This window comes from Butyrivibrio sp., from assembly GCF_015056685.1.
Classification (GTDB): Bacteria; Bacillota; Clostridia; order Lachnospirales; family Lachnospiraceae; genus Butyrivibrio.
This window is the reverse complement of record NZ_SVFW01000004.1, coordinates 106,664-122,139: the sequence shown is the minus strand read 5'-3', so window position 1 is coordinate 122,139 and position 15,476 is coordinate 106,664. Positions and strand designations below refer to the sequence as shown.

At 38.7% G+C, this 15,476-nt stretch carries 13 protein-coding genes; 10 read left to right on the top strand and 3 right to left on the bottom strand.

What is annotated here, in order from left to right:
• Window positions 1–64: 64 nt before the first annotated feature.
• Window positions 65–1,753: a hypothetical protein gene (locus tag E7303_RS02535; protein WP_292143690.1), complete on the top strand. Its 1,689-nt coding sequence runs from the start codon at window positions 65–67 to the stop codon at window positions 1,751–1,753.
• A gap of 89 nt (window positions 1,754–1,842) precedes the next feature.
• Here the strand turns inward: E7303_RS02535 and E7303_RS02530 are convergent, their stop codons facing one another.
• Window positions 1,843–3,627 (bottom strand): Rqc2 family fibronectin-binding protein, encoded by a 1,785-nt coding sequence (locus tag E7303_RS02530; protein WP_292143689.1) that lies wholly within the window; start codon window positions 3,625–3,627, stop codon window positions 1,843–1,845.
• Window positions 3,628–3,751: 124 nt separating this feature from the next.
• Window positions 3,752–4,555 carry an alpha/beta fold hydrolase gene (locus E7303_RS02525; RefSeq protein ID WP_292143688.1) on the bottom strand — a complete coding sequence of 268 codons (804 nt, stop codon included), beginning with the start codon at window positions 4,553–4,555 and terminating at the stop codon, window positions 3,752–3,754.
• 191 nt (window positions 4,556–4,746) lie between these two features.
• Between E7303_RS02525 and E7303_RS02520 the strand changes: the two genes are divergently transcribed.
• The gene (locus E7303_RS02520) at window positions 4,747–6,246 is read left to right on the top strand and encodes a tagaturonate reductase (protein WP_292143687.1); all 1,500 of its coding nucleotides are present in this window, start codon (window positions 4,747–4,749) and stop codon (window positions 6,244–6,246) included.
• A gap of 49 nt (window positions 6,247–6,295) precedes the next feature.
• On the opposite strand, the gene E7303_RS02515 is transcribed toward E7303_RS02520, so the two are convergent.
• Window positions 6,296–7,855, bottom strand: coding sequence for an ABC-F family ATP-binding cassette domain-containing protein (locus tag E7303_RS02515; RefSeq protein ID WP_292143686.1), 1,560 nt, complete (start codon window positions 7,853–7,855; stop codon window positions 6,296–6,298).
• Between the two features lie 195 nt (window positions 7,856–8,050).
• On the opposite strand from E7303_RS02515, the gene E7303_RS02510 reads away from it, so the two are divergent.
• The 8 genes from E7303_RS02510 to E7303_RS02475 all read left to right on the top strand — a co-directional run bounded on the left by E7303_RS02510 (window position 8,051) and on the right by E7303_RS02475 (window position 15,467).
• Complete coding sequence (locus E7303_RS02510; RefSeq protein ID WP_292143685.1) at window positions 8,051–9,475, top strand: APC family permease; 1,425 nt, start codon at window positions 8,051–8,053, stop codon at window positions 9,473–9,475.
• A 121-nt stretch (window positions 9,476–9,596) separates the two neighbouring features.
• Window positions 9,597–9,833: a hypothetical protein gene (locus E7303_RS02505; protein WP_292143684.1), complete on the top strand. Its 237-nt coding sequence runs from the start codon at window positions 9,597–9,599 to the stop codon at window positions 9,831–9,833.
• Window positions 9,834–10,076, top strand: coding sequence for a GIY-YIG nuclease family protein (locus E7303_RS02500; protein WP_292143683.1), 243 nt, complete (start codon window positions 9,834–9,836; stop codon window positions 10,074–10,076).
• Between the two features lie 107 nt (window positions 10,077–10,183).
• Window positions 10,184–10,576, top strand: coding sequence for a GntR family transcriptional regulator (locus E7303_RS02495; RefSeq protein ID WP_292143682.1), 393 nt, complete (start codon window positions 10,184–10,186; stop codon window positions 10,574–10,576).
• Window positions 10,573–11,478: an ABC transporter ATP-binding protein gene (locus E7303_RS02490; RefSeq protein ID WP_292143681.1), complete on the top strand. Its 906-nt coding sequence runs from the start codon at window positions 10,573–10,575 to the stop codon at window positions 11,476–11,478. Before E7303_RS02495 ends, E7303_RS02490 begins: the two co-directional genes overlap by 4 nt.
• Window positions 11,450–13,618 (top strand): DUF6449 domain-containing protein, encoded by a 2,169-nt coding sequence (locus tag E7303_RS02485; protein ID WP_292143680.1) that lies wholly within the window; start codon window positions 11,450–11,452, stop codon window positions 13,616–13,618. The genes E7303_RS02490 and E7303_RS02485 overlap by 29 nt, the downstream gene beginning before the upstream one ends.
• 127 nt (window positions 13,619–13,745) lie before the next feature.
• Window positions 13,746–14,546 (top strand): carbohydrate ABC transporter permease, encoded by an 801-nt coding sequence (locus tag E7303_RS02480; protein WP_292143679.1) that lies wholly within the window; start codon window positions 13,746–13,748, stop codon window positions 14,544–14,546.
• A 6-nt stretch (window positions 14,547–14,552) separates the two neighbouring features.
• Window positions 14,553–15,467 carry a carbohydrate ABC transporter permease gene (locus E7303_RS02475; RefSeq protein WP_292143678.1) on the top strand — a complete coding sequence of 305 codons (915 nt, stop codon included), beginning with the start codon at window positions 14,553–14,555 and terminating at the stop codon, window positions 15,465–15,467.
• Window positions 15,468–15,476 lie beyond the last annotated feature (9 nt).

The window sequence follows — 15,476 nt, the reverse complement described above, 5'->3', positions numbered from 1 at the left end:
ATGGTGCGGCTTTGCGGGGTTTTATATAATTTCTCTTGTAATTTTTTTAATTGGAGGAGAAAAAATGTATAAAAAAGCATTAATCAATCTAACAGCCGTTACTATGGCAATGTCTGTAGTATTTGGCGCATCACTTACTGCATTCGCAGCGGATGGGGATCCGGCATCTGTTCCAGAGAGATTTGATGAAACCTGGAAGCAGACAACAGGTGAGGAAGAAGTAAAAGCTGATTACGAAGGGGATGTGGTAACTAACAGCGGTGAAGAAGCATGGTCTACCGTTTATGCTGACGGTAAGAACGTTGAAGTTAATGTAACCGGAAACGTAGAGAACCAGTCTGCTAAATGGAGAACTGTTGGTGCACTCAATGGTGGAGAAGCAACTGTAAATGGTGATGTATCATCTCCTAATTTAACAAATGACAATCGTGGCGCTGCTGAGGCTTATGCAAATTCTTCTGTCACAATTAATGGTAATGTAACATCCAATAGTAATGGAATTAAAGCAAATGGAGTAAATGCTACTATTACTGTTGGCGATCCTTCTGATGATAACAGCAAGGGAAATGTTACCGCAGAAAAAACTGCAATTATAGCAAGAGATCAATCTACTACTAAAGTTTACGGTGATGCCACTGGTGCTACCGGAATTGATATGAATAACTATTCAAAGGTTATTGTTGAGGGAGATGTTTCATATACTGATAATGGTATTGTTATTGATGAAAAATCACCCATTAGTGGTGAAAAGGTAGAAATCCTCGGTACCCTTAAAGATACTTCTGATTCCAATGAGAGTGCTGCTATCGTAGTCAAGCCTGGAAAAGATGATAATTCTCTTGAGATCATAAACAAACTTCCTCAGATCGTTGTATATGAAATCACAGATGATACTAATCTTGTAAGTGTAGTGACTGATGATGAAAATATCAGCAAGGATGTAGAGGAATATATCAGAAATAATATCCAGTATATCATCAAGCATGAGGAAGAAGATAACAGCATTATCAAGTCAATTTCAACTGACAGGTATACATCATATATGAGCTCTTCATTATCAGATAAGGAAGTGGTAGATAATGATTCAAGTATTCTTACTATGACTGTAAATTCAGCTATTAAAGTTGCAGTTCAGGAAGGTTATTCTGTTACTGCAGGTGATAACGTAACAGTTACTGATTTAGGAAATGGTGTATATGAAATTCGCCTTAACAACAACAAGGGTGGTGTATCAATCAAGGCACATCTTATTGGCGGAAGAGTAGTTGCTGAGAATACAGAAACTGTAAGTGACGATGAACCACGTACAGAGTCTGAAACTCCTTCAGTACCATTTATTTTTGCTAAATTTACAGTATCTCCAACTGGTGCAAATGCACTTCCTACAGTACTCGGCGCATACATCGGTGAAGAGGCTTCAAACGTTCCTGTACAGGCTACAAAGGTAGTAAAGGTTCCTGCTGGCAACCTTACAGCTATCGAGTACAAGAATGCTTTCATTAAGACAGTTACAGAGGCTCCAAAGGATGCTACAGTAATTCTTGAGACAGCTATGTGCTCATGCCTTGATAAGGCAATGGTAGATGCTCTTGCTACAAGACCTGACGTATCAGTTCAGATCGTATTCCCTAAGGATAAGACAGGCGCAGAGAACTATTCTGTAACAATTCCAGCTGGATACGATGTAAACAGCCTTGTAGATGCAAACGGATACTGTGGTTTCATGTATCTTAATTCTCTCTTTGGCTGCTGATAATTTAAGTATTCATATAAAGAATGAATTATAAAAAATTCCCATGCAAGTGGCATTTGCCTATTGCATGGGATTTTTTATTTTGACTATCATTCACTGATAAGCTTGAGATTTGAGATGTCAGGGGCAATTGCCATTGAATAGTTGGTATAATATACAACAAATCCGGGCTTTGCTCCGCCGGGTTTTTTGACATCCTTTCGCTTTAAATAATCTATTTCTACTTTTTCCTGGTTCTTTCCCTTTGAATAGAATGCAGCAAGAGCAGCTGCTTCTTCAAAGGCTCTGTCAGGAACTTCTTTTCCACCGGTGATAAGAACAACGTGTGAACCTGCAATTTTTTTGGCATGGAACCACCAGTCGCCGCCATTTGCAGTCTTAAAGGTAAGTTCATCATTCTGATAGTTGTTTTTTCCAACAAAAATATCAAATCCATCGCTGCTTACATAGTGGAAGGGCTTACTTGTTATCTTTTCCTTTCGGCCATTTTTGGATGTGGTGTGAGATTTTATATAACCACTGTCCACAAGCTCTTTTCTTATCTGGGCAAGGTCTGCTTCGTTTTGAGCTATTTCCAGAGCACTTTCTATTGATTCAAGCTGTTCAACCGCTTCTGAAACTTCTTTTATCTGCTCGTCCATGGCTTCAGCTGTGCGCTTTAACTTGGTATATTTATCAAAATATTTTTTTGCATTCTGACTTGGTGTAAGAGTAGGATCAAGGGTAATAGTTACGTCTTCTCCGGTGTTATAGTCGTTTACTGTGATGCTTTTAGCACCTGGCTCTGCGTTATAACCATAGACGGTCAAAAGCTCGCCGTAGATCCTGTATTTGTCCTTTTTCTCACTGTCTTTTAACTGCTTTGTCTGAAGGTCAAGTTTTTTTACATTTCTTTCAAGAGCAGTCTGTACTATTTTCCTGAGATCGACAGATTTTTGCCTGATCCTGGTGTAGACATTTTTCTCAGCATAATACTGTTCGATAAGTGCAGATATATCAGAAATAGGAGCAGTCCTAAATGAAGAATCTTCAGCTTCATATATGGTCAGTGGGATAGAAGCGTATTCCTTTGGTATATCGCCATTATAGATTATAGAAGGAGTAAATCTACCAGTTCTTACAAGCTCCATCACATCATCAAAAGCTCTGTAAACCTTGGCTCCTTCACCTGCATCAAGGACTATTGCAGATTTGTCGGCATCGATTCCTGCTCTGTAGCAGATTTCCTGAGAAACTATCGGTGAAAGACCTGTGTAGCTTGAGTAGATAGCCTTAAAAATAGGCATCCCTTTGCTTAAGACAGCACTGGAAAATTCATCAGCCGTAGTAGTAAGAGGATTTATTTTTTCCTGTGAAGGGACAAAATATTCTCTTCCCGGAAGAACTTCTCGTACTGAGCTTACAGATGCAGGAATGTGCTTGATTGAATCAATTATCACGTTGTTTTCATCGGTAAAAATAATATTTGAATATTTTCCCATGATCTCGATCAAAAGAACTTTATGCCTAAGATCCCCCATTTCATCCAGATGCTCGACTTCAAAGCGGATGACTCTCTCGAGGCCTCCAGGCTGAGTTACTGATACAATGCGGCCGTTCTGGATGTGCTTTCTAAGAAGCATGCAGAAATTCGGAGCTGTCATTGGAGAATTCTTATTGTCATCTGTCATGTAAGCAAGTGGAAGAGAAGCGTCGGATGACAATACCAGCCTTTTTTGCTTTATGCCATACTTGTCCGCATTTTCATAGGAAAGTTTTACAGTAATAAAAAGCTCGTCGCTTTCTGTCTGGGCAATCTTATATATACGACCACCAACCAGGTAATCGCTAAAATCTTTAGTTAAGTTTGCAATAGTTATTCCGTCAAATGCCATTTTGGTAAAACCTCGCTAATATATTTTGCTAAAAAATATCCAAGACTTTCTTTCTACAGATAAGCCTTGGATAAGATTTTACACTAATTTTTTTTGCCATACAAACAATATACAGATTTTTGTTTTAATTCATAAGGAATTTATACATTCTGTCTCTGTAATCAGGAGCTGTGTCATAGGCAGCATGTCCATAACCGATGTACATATAAAGTCTGAAATCCTGTCTGTAGTCCAGATTCTCGGCGATTTCCATTGTCGCATCGGAATCAAGTACCGCATCTTCATAAGAGCCGATTGCTAAAGTGGGGCACTGTATCTTTTTTAAATCATCAGAAATATCAAAGCCCAGGATTGATTTTGCAAGTATTATAAATCTATTTAGCTCTGCTGTAGTTACTGCATTACTCATGTCAGAAAAAAGGTCTTTATATTCATCGTAAATTCTTTCAGGATATATTTCTTTTGCGAAACTCTGATATAGAGCGTGAACATCGCCTTTTTCGGCCAGAGATATCCATTTTTCAATTACTTTGGCCTGTTCTGGCTTAACATGAGAAGAAGTCGAGCCTAGGACAAGCTTCTTTATAAGATCGGGACATTCAATGGCCATGACCATCGCGATCATTCCACCTTGAGAAGCACCGAACAGAGAAATGTCTTTTAACCCCAGCTCTTTGATTGCTTTTATCGTGTCATAGGCCATCTCGTGGATAGAATAGTTTTCAGGAATGGCTTCTCGTCTGTCGAATACATAAATAGTGAAGTTGTCTTTTATTCTTGAAGAATATTCGGCTTCAACTGCATTTGCTGCTCCCATTACGCTTTGAATACTAAGGCCCGGAATTATAACCAATGTGTTTTTTCCGGTGCCGAATTTGAAATAGTTCATTGAAAAATCAGATGTTATAACCTTGCTAATTTCTGCCATTTTTGTTCCCCTCATGTGATTATTATACCTTTTAATGATATCACAATTTATGTACTATCTATATTTCAAAAATAATTATAAAAAGAAAAAAAGGGTATTGTAAACGCTTACATTCCTGTGGTATAACAATAGGTGTAAAAATTCATTTTGAGAACAAATGTAAGAGCTTACATTTTAGGAGGATATGGGTAATGGAATTATTAAACTATGATGTACTTGAAAAATCGGGCTACACAGGTTACGTTCTTAAGGATGCGCCTGTAAAGGTGCTCCAGTTCGGTGAAGGAAACTTCCTCAGAGCATTCGTTGATTATTTCTTTGACATCAGCAATGAAAAGGCTGGCTTTAACGGCAAGGTAGCTCTTGTACAGCCAATTGCACAGGGACTTACAGAGCTTGTCAACAAGCAGGAAGGTCTTTATACACTTTACCTTCGTGGAAGCGAGAACGGACAGAAGGTAGACGCAAAGAGAGTTATCTCAGCTGTAGATTCATGCCTTAACCCATATGAAAAGGCTGATTTTGACAGAATGATGGAAATCGCAGCAAGTGATGACCTTGACATCATTGCATCTAACACAACAGAAGCAGGTATTGCATATGATCCTTCATGCAAATTTGAGGATGTTCCTGCAAACAGCTTCCCTGGAAAGCTTACACAGGTTCTTTACACAAGATTTAAGGCTGGTAAGAAGGGCGTAGTTGTTCTTTCATGCGAGCTTATCGACAACAATGGCAAAGAGCTCTTAAAGTGCGTTAACCAGTACATTGACCAGTGGAACCTTGGAGAAGAGTTCAAGACTTGGGTAAACAATGACAATATTTTCTGCTCAACACTTGTAGACAGAATCGTTCCAGGAAGAATCCGTGATCCTAAGGAAGTAGAAAAGCTTGAGGAAGAGAACGGATATCATGATGAGCTTATTGATGTAGGTGAGATCTTCGGTGTTTGGATCATTGAAGGACCAGAGGGACTTGAGGACAGACTTCCATTTAAGAAGGCTGGAGTAAATGTTCACGTTGTACCTGATGTTATGCCATACAAGCACAGAAAGGTTCGTATCCTGAACGGTGCTCACACGGGATTTGTTCTTGGTGCTTACCTTGCAGGATTTGATATCGTTCGTGACTGTATGCACAATGACAATATTGCAGGTTTCATGAACAAGATGTTAAGTGAAGAGGTTATCCCAACACTTGTCGACCATCTTGATGAGAATGATCTTAATCAGTTTGCAGCTGCAGTTAAGGATAGATTCAACAATCCATTCGTTAACCATGAGCTTATGTCTATTTCACTTAACTCAACAAGTAAGTGGAAGGCTAGAAATATGCCATCATTCCTTCAGTACATTGAGAAGAATGGCAAGCTTCCTGTTTGCCTTACAATGTCACTTGCAGCATACATCGCATTCTATTCAAACGATATACAGGAACTTACAGATGCAGGACTTGTATGTAAGAGACCAGCAGGCAATACATACACAGTAAGTGATGACAGATGGGCTCTTGAGTTCTTCTATGATCACAGAAATGATTCAGAAGAAGACCTTGTAAAGGCTGTTCTTTCTAATGAGAAAATGTGGGATCAGGACCTTAACAAGATTGATGGTCTTACAGATGCTGTTATTGCAGACCTTCACAAAATTCACACAGAAGGTGCAGAAAAAGCCTACGCTAGCTGCCTTTAATACATAATAAAAAACGCCTCGTTATGAGGCGTTTTTTTATGTAATAATATCAGACTCTTGTAGTCCATTTGGAGCAGTCAATTACTTCGGTAGCAAGGTCTGAATAGAAGTCAGGCTCGTGGCAGACCATAAGAACTGTGCCTTTATATTCTTTTAGTGCTCTGTGGAGCTCATCCTTTGCATCTACGTCAAGATGGTTAGTGGGCTCGTCCAGAACTAGAAGATTAGATTCTCTGTTCATAAGCTTGCAGAGGCGAACCTTGGCCTGCTCACCACCGGAAAGGACTTTGCACTTACTTTCGATATGCTTGGTGGTAAGACCGCATTTTGCAAGAGCGGAGCGGACTTCATACTGTGAAAAGCCGGGGAATTCGTTCCATATTTCTTCCATACAGGTTGTTTCGATGTTGGGAGACATTTCCTGTTCGAAATATCCTATAGCAACATTTTCGCCTCTTGTAACCTTTCCTGAAATTGGAGGAATGATGCCAAGGATGCTCTTTAGGAGAGTACTTTTTCCGATTCCGTTTGCGCCTGTAAGTACTACAAATGTATTTCTCTCAATAGCAAGAGTTAAAGGCTTTGAAAGAGGTGTATCGTAGCCGATTACAAGATCATTTAGTTCAAACAGGAACTTGCTTGGCGTCTTTGCGGTTTTAAAGAAGAACTCTGGCTTTGGTTTTTCCTGAATTTTCTCTATGATGTCCATGTTATCAAGTTTCTTTTGACGGGCCATGGCCATATTTCTTGTGGCTACGCGGGCTTTGTTTCTGGCAACAAAATCCTTGAGCTCTGCGATTTCCTGCTGCTGACGGTTGTAGGCTGCCTCTCTTTGAGCTTTTTTAGCTTCATAGACTTCCATGAACTTGTCGTAATCACCTACATATCTGTCGAGACTGTGTGTCTGACCATCCATGTGATAGATGATGTTGACAACGTTGTTGAGGAATGGAACATCATGAGATATGAGAATAAAGGCATTCTCGTATTCCTGAAGGTATCTTGTGAGCCATACGATATGCTCGGCATCAAGGTAGTTAGTGGGCTCGTCTAAAAGCAGAATATCAGGCTTTTCCAAAAGAAGTTTTCCCAAAAGGATCTTTGTACGCTGACCACCTGAAAGCTCTGTAACATCTCTGTCCAGACCAAGCTCAAGAAATCCGAGAGCTCTTGAAACCTCTTCAATCTTAGAATCGATGAGATAGAAGTCGTGATTGGTCAAAAGATCCTGGATTGTGCCAAGCTCTTCCATATATTCTTCAAGCTTTTTCTCATCTGCGTCCCCCATGGCGTCACAGATCTCGTTCATTCTTTTTTCCATGTCGTATAAAGGCTCGTAGGCAGAAGCAAGGACATCCCTTATGGTCATGCCTTCCTTAAGGACAGCGTGCTGATCGAGATAGCCGACTTTAACATTTTTTGCCCATTCAATTGTGCCTGCATCCGGCATGAGCTTACCAATTATTATGTTCATGAAAGTTGACTTTCCCTCGCCGTTGGCGCCAACAAGACCGATGTGTTCTCCTTTGAGAAGTCTGAAAGAAACATCATCAAAGATCGCTCTGTCGCCAAAGCCGTGGGTAAGATGTTCAACATTTAAAATACTCATAAAATATCCTCTCTATAATAAACTTTTACCTATTGTTATCTAAGCGCAATCTTTTACATTATAATTGAAAAACATGTTGTTGTCTTTTGCTTTTTTCTATTTATTAAATTTTCGTAAAAATTTATTAGTGACTTTTGGAATTTAATGTAGTAAAATATAAACCTTGCTGTAAAGATATTATGGAGGTTTTTCAAAATGGATTCAAAACGTATGAAATGGACCACGTTAGCGTTCATGGCATTTTCAACCGTATGGGGGTTTGGAAATGTATTAAATGGTTTTCTTTATTTTAACGGCACACAGGTAATGTTCAGTTGGTTGCTTATGTTTGCACTTTACTTTGTGCCATATGCACTTATGGTAGGTGAGCTTGGTTCTGCCTTCAAAACATCAGGCGGTGGCGTAAGCTCATGGGTACTTAGCACAACAGGCCCTAAGGTTGCTTACTATGCAGGCTGGACTTATTGGGCTTGCCATATTACTTATATTGCTTCTAAGTCTTCAGGTGGACTTAAGGCGCTTAGCTGGGCTGTTTACAGAAATGGTGAAAAATATGATTCATTCCCAACATTTGCTGTTCAGCTTGTTACATTGGCTATTCTCTTGATTTTCTGCTATGTTGCTTCAAGAGGACTTAACCCTCTTAAAAAGCTTGCAACTCTTGCAGGAACAAGTATGTTTGTAATGTCTATTCTTTACATCATAATGATGTTTGCTGCACCTGCAATCAATCCACAGGGCGGTTTTGTATCACTTGACCTTAGCATTAAGAGTCTTATTCCTCAGTTTAATGTCAAGTATTTTACATCACTTTCAATACTTGTATTTGCTGTAGGTGGTTGTGAGAAGATCTCTCCTTATGTTAATAAGATTGATAACCCAAGTAAGGGCTTCCCAAGAGCAATGATAACTCTTGCAGGAATGGTTGTTGTTTGTGCAATGCTTGGAACTGTAGCAATGGGTATGATGTTTGATCCTGCAGAGATCAACGCAAGCGCAGACAGCTTTAACGCATATAATTCAAACGGAAGCTACTGGGCATTCCAGAAACTTGGTAATTACTACCACATTGGTGATACACTTCTTATCATTTATGCTATTTGTAATGCAATAGGTCAGCTTTCAACTCTTGTTATCAGTATTGATGCACCTCTTCGTATGCTTCTTGACAATGAGGACGCAAGAGAGTTTATTCCTTCTAAACTTCTTAAGAAGAATGATGCCGGTGCTTATGTAAATGGTATTAAGCTTGTAGCTTTATTATCAGGAGCAATTATCCTTATTCAGTCATTTGTTCCTGGTGCAGCTGTAGTTCTTAAGCAGCTCACAAAGCTTAACTCAGTGTGCATGCCACTTCGTTACCTTTGGGTATTCTGGGCATATATCGCTCTTAGAAAGGCTGGAGATAAATTCAAGCCTGAATATAGATTCGTCAAGAATCAGGGTGTGGCTCTTTTCTTTGGAATATGGTGCTTTGGAGTAACAGCAGCAAGCTGTATTCTTGGAATGTATGATGCAGATCCGTTTACATTTGCACTTAACGTAATTACACCACTTGTTCTTACTGCTCTTGGCGTTATCCTTCCTATGATTGCTAAAAGAGAAAAGGATAATGCATAAAATATTTGTTCTATTAAAAATACTGCCGTTTTGGGCAGTATTTTTTTTGCCATTTTATTTTTTCGCTCGTATAAATAAGTGTATAATAAATTAGAACAATACATGTGAGGAGGAACCTATAATGGCTGATAAAAAGAATATGATAAATGATGAAAACCTTACAGAAGTGAATGGCGGTGCAGGTAAGAGCTCGGCAGAGTTCAGAGCCAGAAGAAAAGAATTTGATGATGCCTGGACAATGTTAAAGATGGATTCCAAGGGGTTCTCCGGCATGAAGATGGCTGAACTTTATGATGAATGGGAGCTTGCAGGATATTCACCGGACGCGTCAACATTTCTTGCAACAATGAAAGCATAAATGGAATATTACTCATATATGGTCAGGTGTGCAGATGGATCTTTTTACTGCGGATACACCAATGATCTGGAAAAAAGAATAAAGACTCACAATTCAGGTAAGGGGGCAAAATATACAAGGGCTCGCTTACCTGTTGTCTTGGTTTATTATGAAACCTTCAAGACTAAAGAAGAGGCCATGAGCAGAGAGTGGCATTTAAAGCGCCTTACGCACTCTCAAAAAGAAAAAATGGCAAATAAATAAGTGTTGCAATTACATATATATAGTTATAGAATACAAGTGTACTAGTAAACATAGTACACTTATTTTTTTGTAACTAAAACTATATTGTTAAACAATGGGTGAAGAAAATGAAGCTTATTGATTATCAAGATAGCAGACCAATCTATGAGCAGATAGTTGAGAATTTCAAGATGCAGATCTTTAAAGGGATATTGCAACCGGATGATCAGATGCCATCTGTCAGAAGTCTGTCTATGGAGCTTTCTACAAACCCTAACACTGTACAAAAGGCCTACGCCGAACTTGAGAGACAGGGATTTATCTATACTGTCAAGGGAAGAGGCAATTTTGTAAAAGACAGTACAGGGCTACTCAAAGACAATAAAAAAGAAGAGCTTATAAAAGCGGTTGTTGATCTGTTTGTAGAAGCTAAAGAAATCGGAATACCACTAGAGGAACTTGTAAAGGAAATAAAGCTAAGGCTTGGGGAGAATATGCAAAGCGGAGGAGAATTAACATGATTGAGTTACTAGACCTGGATAAATCCTATGACGACATCAAAGCTGTCAATCGTGTTTCACTGAGCATAATGGATGGCGAAGTGTTCGGGCTTGTAGGAACTAATGGGGCAGGTAAAAGTACGATACTTAGAATAATCGCAGGAGTCATACAGCCTGATCTTGGCATAGTATGTGTAGATAACAGACCTGTATATGACAACCCGGATGTAAAGAAAGATATTTTTTACATATCTGATGATCAGTATTTTTTGCCTAACAGTAGCCCTGAGGATATGGCGGAATACTATGAGGGAATTTATGAGAAGTTTGATAAACTAAGGTTTTATAAGATGTGTAATGGCTTTGGCCTGGATACGAAGCGCAAAATAAGCACTTTTTCAAAGGGAATGAAAAAGCAGATCTCAATACTGCTTGGAATATGCGCCGGAACCAAGTATCTTCTCTGTGATGAGACCTTTGATGGACTTGACCCGGTTGTAAGGCAGGGAGTTAAGAGTCTGTTCGCAGCAGAGATGGAAGACAGGGGACTTACACCGGTGATTGCATCTCATAACTTAAGGGAGCTTGAGGATATTTGTGATCACGTAGGACTTCTTCACAAGGGAGGAGTGATACTATCCGAGGATATCAGCGATATGAAGCTTAATATGCAGAAAGTTCAGTGTGTATTTGCTTCTGATGAGGATGAGAAAAATGCTCTTGAAGGAATAGATATACTTCTTCATGAAAAGAGAGGAAGACTTCACACCATAACCATGAGAGGTGAAAGAGAAGAGATTGAAGCGGCATTCAAACGCGGCAATCCGGTATTCTTTGAGGTGCTCGCTCTATCATTAGAGGAGATATTTATCAGTGAGACGGAGGTAGTTGGGTATGACATCAGGAAATTTATCCTTCAGTGAAAAGCTTAAGAATCAGAAAAAATATATTACAAGAACTCTTTGGACAGCTCTTGTTGCGCTTCCTTTTGTAGCTGGCTATTTTATTTTCGGAGTGATACTGCTTGTTTCAAGGTGCATAAACTATGCAGCTATGTACGGACAGTCAGATGTAGTCCTTAAGGTTGAAAAATGCAAGGCAGTTTCTTTGGTAATGGGAATAAACAGCGTGACCTTTGGGCTTGTGACACTAGTCGCGATCGCATTTGCATTTCAGGGTTTTTCCTATGTGTTTAACCAAAGCCAGATGGATTTCTATCTTAGCCAGCCAACTACGAGATTTCAGAGAATAAAAAAGAACTACGTCAATGCATTTGTTACCTTCCTTATAATCTTTGGCTCAGTTGAGCTCATAGCATTTTTGATCGCAGTAGGTATGGGAGCAGTAAATAATGCAGTCTTGTTCTCAGTACTCATTGAGTTTTTGAGGTCTGTTGTACTGTTTTTGACAGTATACAATGTGACTGTACTTGCTATCATGCTCAGTGGAACAATGCTTTCGGCATTTCTTTTGACAGGCTTTTTTGCAATAGTTTCTGTGGCGATTTCTGCTGAAATAAGAGGTTTGAAAGAGATATTCTTTAAAACATTCTCTTATTCTGAAAAATTTAGTGCCATTCTGTCTCCTTTATATGACAGATTTTATGCTTTGTATAACACGAATTTGAATTATGACGACGAATTTAATGCAAAAATGGTTTTTGAACTCGCAAAAGATAATTTGAGACTGGATATAGATACTTTTATTGTTGGAATTATTGCATTTATCTTTGTTATCATTTTCAGCAAGAAAAGAAAAGCTGAAATGGCGGGCAAAAGCTTTGTATTTAGACCTTTTAGATGGTGCATTAAAGTAATCGTAAGCATTATGGCGGGAGTAGCGGCAGGAATACTGGTCTACATGATGAATGACTATGTATGGAATGATAAGCTCTTCATAATGATGTGTGTTATCATGCTGCTTGCCACAGCTTTAACCGGATGTTTCATCGAGGTTATCCTTGATGCCAATATTAGGAGATTTACTAAGGGCAAGGCTTCAACAATCATTTCAGTTTGTATGGTTCTTTTGGTGTTTGTTGTGTTAAGAGGAGATCTTATCGGCTTTGATTCCTATGTTCCGGCACCTGAAAAGGTTGAGAGCTGTGCAATTCTTGAAGATGACTATAACTTCAATGTGTGGATCGGTCGAGGCATGTTTGGAGATGGGTACTGTGAAAAGCACATGTACATAACTGATGTTGACTCTTTTATCAAACTGGCATCTATCGGAATGGATGGAAGAAAAAACTATGATACGGACTCTTATTATTCAAAGGGCTATGAGTTATCAATCCTTTATAGGATGAAGGATGGAAGAAAGATATACAGATGCATTTTTGTTCCTTATGATACTGATGAGACTTTGATGGATAGCATTATTTCAAGTGAAGAGTATAAAAAGGGCCATTACATTTGCTTTGATGATGATGCAATTAGAGAAATGACAGGTTCCAACGTGGGTAATAATAGTGTTTCATATGTTTCTGCCGGTGGAAGGAAGTCTGACGATACCATTACATATGTTGAAATAAGTGATGCTTACAGAAAAGATATTTTAGAGGGGGCGAATTATTCATACCTGAAAAAAAATCAGCCAATTGGTAGTTTGGAATTTTCCAGCAATGGGACTCATTATGTAAACGTTTCTGTTCCTGTTTATGAGACCAGTACAAATCTGCTGAAACTTATCAAAGACCATAATATCTATGTTGAGCCCAAGCTTTCACCTGAGATGATAAGCAGCATAAGAGTTGATAATTATTATCCGGGTTATAACCTTGATGATTTTGATTCAGGCAAGTACCTGCGCGATGAAGAAGTGATGACTACCAGTGCTACTTATGATCCAGTAAAAAATAGCAAAGAAGTGTCAGAAATACTTCAAGATATCGTTACTTCAGATTATAATGGAAATTGGTATGATTATAGTCAGAAAGACAACAAGTACAGTGTTGTAATAACGAAAAAATCTGATGGCAGCGATTATTATGGGAGCGATGGATCATATTATTCATTCTTAAAGGGGAAAGTTCCAGAATTTGTAGTGAAGGATACTGAGTAAGGTTGTGTTTAAGTTTTGTGCTAGGGTGAGGAGAAAAATACATAGACTATTCAAAGGGGAGCTTTCTTCAAATGAGCGAAAGAGCCTAATATCATGGCTCTTTCTTGCTCCGTCTTTATTGGGAGTTATGCTATTTTTTGTAGCTCCCTTTGGAGTTGTTATCTATTATTCTTTGATCAATAATCCCATTCAAAAGAATTTTGTAGGTTTTGCTAATTATATAAATGTCTGGAACAATGGTGCGTTTAAAATGGCGGGGATAAATACCTTTAAGTTTTCGTTGGTTGCTGTTCCTCTTGCGGTTTTGCTGTCACTTTTTCTGGCTGCCGTAATGGAATCCAGAATTCCATTTAAGAGTTATTTCAGGTCATTTTTTTTAAGCCCATTGATGGTTCCAACAGCATCGGTTGTTCTTATTTGGCAGGTAATGTTTCATTACAACGGCATTATAAATAATTTCACGGCAGCTTTTGGAGCAGATAAGATTGACTGGCTTAAGTCTGACAAGGCACAGGTGGTTATAATAGCTCTTTTTCTCTGGAAAAACCTGGGGTACAACATGATTCTGTTTATGTCAGCTCTTGCAAGCATTCCCAAAGAACTACTTGAGGTGGCTGAACTTGAAAATGCATCAAAATACCAGATTTTTTGGTATATAAAGGTCAGATACATGTCATCGTCAATACTCTTTGTTACGATAATGTCTCTAATCAATTCATTTAAGGTATTTAGAGAAGTTTACCTGATGACGGGAGATTATCCTGTAGATTCGCTTTATATGCTGCAGCATTTTATGAACAATACATTTGCTTCTCTTGATTATCAAAAGCTTTCTGCTGCAGCAATAATTATGTTTATAGTAGTAACCGGTCTCGTCTACATCATGTATGCTGTTGAGAACTACTACGGAAAGGATGTAGAAGGGTAAAACAGCATGAATATGCTACAAAAAATGTACAAAAAGAAAAGGCGGATAGATAACATAAAAACCGGGATTGTAACAATTGCAGCTTTGGTTTTTGCAGTTGTTTTCCTGATGCCAATCATATTGACAATAACAAATTCGTTCATGTCAAGTTCTGAGATAAATGCCAATTATGGTTCGATATTTGCTACCACTGAAAAGGGAGGAAAAATTTTTATCTCAAAAACTGTGAATCTGAAATTCATCCCCGATATGGTGACGTTTGCTCAGTATTTTACAGTTCTTTTCAAAAGTCCGCAGTATCTGCTTAAGTTTTGGAATTCAATAATTTATGTGGCTCCGATTGTGGTGGTTCAACTGGGAATTGCAACCCTTGCGGCGTACGGCTTTTCAAGATATGACGGTAAATTAAAAAGAGCAATCTTTTTTGCCTATATTATTATGATGCTCATGCCTTATCAGGTTACGCTGGTGCCCAATTTCCTGGTTTCAAAGGCTTTGGGAATATATGGGACAAGGTGGTCCATATGGCTTCCCGGATTTTTTTCTCCTTTTGCAGTATATCTTTTGACTAAATTTATGAGAAGGATTCCGACGGAAGTACTGGAGGCAGCTTCAATAGACGGAGCAGATGAGTGGTACATTTTTTCAAGGATCAACATGCCATTATGTAAAGGAGGAATTGCTTCAATTGCTATACTTGTATTTTTTGATTATTGGAATATGGTTGAACAGCCTCTTATTCTTTTGGGTGATCCGGATCTTCATCCGCTTTCTGTCTTTCTTTCTAAGATAAATTCGGGAGAAATAAGTCTTGCTTTTGCTGTGGCTGTAATATATCTGGTTCCACCGCTTCTTATATTTTTATATGGTGAAGATTATCTGGTAGAAGGCATTTCCTACCAGGGAGGAATTAAGGGATAAAATTTTTAT